The organism is Pseudomonas sp. WC2 (assembly GCF_050586545.1).
In the GTDB taxonomy this organism is placed as follows: domain Bacteria; phylum Pseudomonadota; class Gammaproteobacteria; order Pseudomonadales; family Pseudomonadaceae; genus Aquipseudomonas.
The window spans coordinates 1-3,077 of record NZ_JBOBDR010000038.1 but is presented as its reverse complement, the minus strand read 5'-3'; the positions used below and the strand labels follow the sequence as shown (position 1 = coordinate 3,077).

The following is a 3,077-nucleotide window of genomic DNA, read 5'->3' as shown; positions in this document are numbered from 1 at the left end:
GCCCGCAGGAAAAGCACCTGCTTGATTTCTATGCAGCGGCCCGGGGCATGGCTATTATTCGGGCCTTATTGTGAGGCGAGACTTGCATGTTGACGTTGTTGAACCTTCTGAAAGATGGTCGATTCCATTCTGGTCAGGATCTGGGTGCCGCCCTGGGAATAAGTCGAAGTGCGGTGTGGAAGCAGCTTCAGCATCTTGAGGCCGAGCTTGGCTTATCTATTCATAAAGTTCGAGGTCGGGGTTATCAATTGGCTTCGCCGTTGATGTTGCTCGACTCTCTAGCCATATCGGCAATGTCGCCAGACTGGCCGGTAACCGTTCTGGATTCGGTCGACTCTACTAACGCTGAAGCATTGCGTGCCATCAGCCAGGGTGAGTTAGCGCCATTTTTAGTGCTTGCAGAGCGCCAAGTCTCGGGGCGTGGGCGTAGGGGGCGCGTGTGGATAAGTCCGTTTGCTGAAAATCTCTATTACAGCCTCGTCCTGCGTATCGATGGCGGAATGCGTCAGCTTGAGGGCTTGAGTCTCGTTGTGGGCCTGGCAGTGTTACAGGCGCTACGAAATTTCGGTGTGGCGAGTGCTGGGCTGAAGTGGCCCAATGATGTCCTGGCCAGTAACAGAAAAATCGCCGGCATTCTCCTCGAGCTCGTCGGAGATCCTGCAGACGTTTGCCACGTGGTGTTGGGTATTGGTGTCAACGTGAATATGCAGAAGGCTGAAGGGGTCGACCAGCAATGGACTTCAATACGGCTGGAGTCAGGTAATAGCACTGACCGAAACGAATTGGCGGTTGAGCTGAGTAATCAGTTGAGTTCCTATATTCGGCGTCATCAGGCGGATGGCTTTTCGGCCCTCCAGGCGGAGTGGGAGGCGAATCACTTGTGGCAGAATCGATCGGTGTCGTTGATTGCGGGGTCCAGCCAAATAGATGGTGTGGTGCTCGGAATAGATAGTCAGGGTGCGCTGCGGCTGAAGGTGGATGGCATGGAAAAAAACTTTAGTGGCGGTGAGCTCAGCCTGAGGTTGCGTGATGATTCTTGAGCTCGACTGTGGAAACAGTTTTATCAAGTGGCGAGTGTTAAGCGGCGCAGTCGGGGTTTTGTTTTCTGAGGGAGTGGTCGATTCTGACCAAGCGCTGCTTGGCGGTTTGCGAACTCTCGACGGGCTCGCACTGAGCAAGTGTCGCGTAGTCAGTGTTCGGACTGCGGAGGAGACGGATGCATTAACCGCCATTATCGAGCGGGAGTTCGGTATTTCGGTGGTGTGTGCAAAGTCCGCTCGTGAGATGTCCGGGGTGAAAAATGGCTATGAGGACTATGAGCGCCTCGGCCTTGATCGGTGGTTGGCGATGCTGGGCGGGTTTCACCTTGCGTCGGGCGATGCCTGCTTGGTGCTTGATTTTGGTACGGCGGTTACTGCGGACTTCATCGCCACGAATGGTGAACATCTGGGCGGATTTATTTGTCCCGGAATGCCGTTGATGCGCAATCAATTGCGCACTCATACCCGGAAGATTCGCTACGGAGATTTGGCAGTGGAACGAGCGCTTTCCAGTAACGCTCCGGGGCGGTCGACTGTTGAGGCGGTAGAGCGCGGCTGTTCATTGATGTTACGGGGATTTGTGTTGACGCAGTTGGAGCTGGCCCGCTCCTACTGGGGAAGTGAATTTTCAGTTTTCATAACTGGCGGTGATGCTGAACTGGTCGCAGGTGTGGCGCCCGAGGCCAAGGTTGTTCCCGACCTGGTATTCGTTGGGCTGGCTATGGCATGTCCTTTTACCTGAGGTTTGTATGCGTTGGTTGTTCCTCCTGCTTCTTGTTCTCAACGTTTTTTACTATGTCTGGCATCAGCAGGAAGCGCCCTTGCGGGCGAAGGATGTTACGCCTCTCAGTCTGTATCGCGGTTCCCAGCAAGACATTCGCTTGCTCAGCGAAACAACGGATAGGGCCAAGGCGGGACAAGGTGCTCGGCGCAACGAATGTCTTTTCGTTGGAGGATTGTCCAGTCAGGAGTCGATTTCGGAGCTTCAGCAGCGATTGGCTGAAATGGGAGTCGAAGTGCAATCTTTGGCGAAGAATGATTCTGGAGCTGGTTACTGGCTGTCCGTCACTCCTCAGAGCCAGCGTTTGCTGGGGGATGCGCAGTTGCAAAACCTTTCCAAGGAATTCAATGAGTTAAAACATAAAATAATGCAGTGCGAGGGGGTTGCACCCGCTGAATAGTTTGCATAGAATGGCGCCCGCTCCACAGCGAAGACCTGAACAGGGAATCAAAGTAGGGCGGTGTCAATGCAGCTAACCTCAGGTTTTTAAATGAGAAAATGCTTGACAGGGGTTTGGCATAGTATAGAATGCCGGCCTGATTAGGAGGGGTTCCCGAGCGGCCAAAGGGATCAGACTGTAAATCTGACGTCTACGACTTCGAAGGTTCGAATCCTTCTCCCTCCACCAGATTTAAGCGTGAGCTGCAGGCTCCGCGGGTATAGTTTAGTGGTAGAACCTCAGCCTTCCAAGCTGATGATGCGGGTTCGATTCCCGCTACCCGCTCCAAGTTTGCAGGTTGTGCAAAGTGTTTTGCTCTTGTAGCTCAGTTGGTAGAGCACACCCTTGGTAAGGGTGAGGTCAGCGGTTCAAATCCGCTCAAGAGCTCCATATAACAAGGCAGATATGAAAATATCTGCCTTTGTTTTAATGGTTGATATTGTTTGTCTAATTTCTTCTGTTGAGGGTGTTATCGATGGCTAAGGAAAAATTTGATCGTTCCCTGCCCCACGTCAACGTTGGGACCATTGGTCACGTTGACCACGGTAAAACCACTCTGACCGCTGCTCTGACTCGCGTCTGCTCCGAAGTTTTCGGTTCGGCCGTAGTTGAATTCGACAAGATCGACAGCGCTCCAGAAGAAAAGGCTCGCGGTATCACCATCAACACCGCACACGTTGAGTACAACTCGCTGATCCGTCACTACGCTCACGTTGACTGCCCAGGTCACGCTGACTATGTGAAGAACATGATCACTGGTGCTGCTCAAATGGACGGCGCTATCCTGGTTTGCTCGGCCGCTGATGGTCCGATGCCG

The 3,077-nt window shown here is 53.2% G+C and carries 4 protein-coding genes and 3 tRNA genes; all 7 read left to right on the top strand.

The window, feature by feature from the left end:
• Positions 1-86: 86 nt before the first annotated feature.
• On the top strand, positions 87-1,040 hold the full coding sequence (gene birA / locus ACQ4OE_RS26695) for a bifunctional biotin--[acetyl-CoA-carboxylase] ligase/biotin operon repressor BirA (RefSeq protein ID WP_430948450.1): 954 nt from the start codon (positions 87-89) through the stop codon (positions 1,038-1,040).
• Positions 1,030-1,782, top strand: coding sequence for a pantothenate kinase (locus ACQ4OE_RS26690; protein ID WP_430948449.1), 753 nt, complete (start codon positions 1,030-1,032; stop codon positions 1,780-1,782). Before birA ends, ACQ4OE_RS26690 begins: the two co-directional genes overlap by 11 nt.
• A 7-nt stretch (positions 1,783-1,789) precedes the next feature.
• Complete coding sequence (locus ACQ4OE_RS26685; RefSeq protein WP_430948448.1) at positions 1,790-2,221, top strand: hypothetical protein; 432 nt, start codon at positions 1,790-1,792, stop codon at positions 2,219-2,221.
• Between the two features lie 143 nt (positions 2,222-2,364).
• Positions 2,365-2,449 (top strand) — tRNA-Tyr (locus ACQ4OE_RS26680).
• 25 nt (positions 2,450-2,474) lie between these two features.
• Positions 2,475-2,548: transfer RNA gene (locus ACQ4OE_RS26675), tRNA-Gly, on the top strand.
• 26 nt (positions 2,549-2,574) lie between these two features.
• Positions 2,575-2,650, top strand: a tRNA-Thr gene (locus tag ACQ4OE_RS26670).
• 85 nt (positions 2,651-2,735) lie between these two features.
• On the top strand, positions 2,736-3,077 hold a 342-nt coding region (locus tag ACQ4OE_RS26665), incomplete at its 3' end, for a GTP-binding protein (protein WP_430948446.1).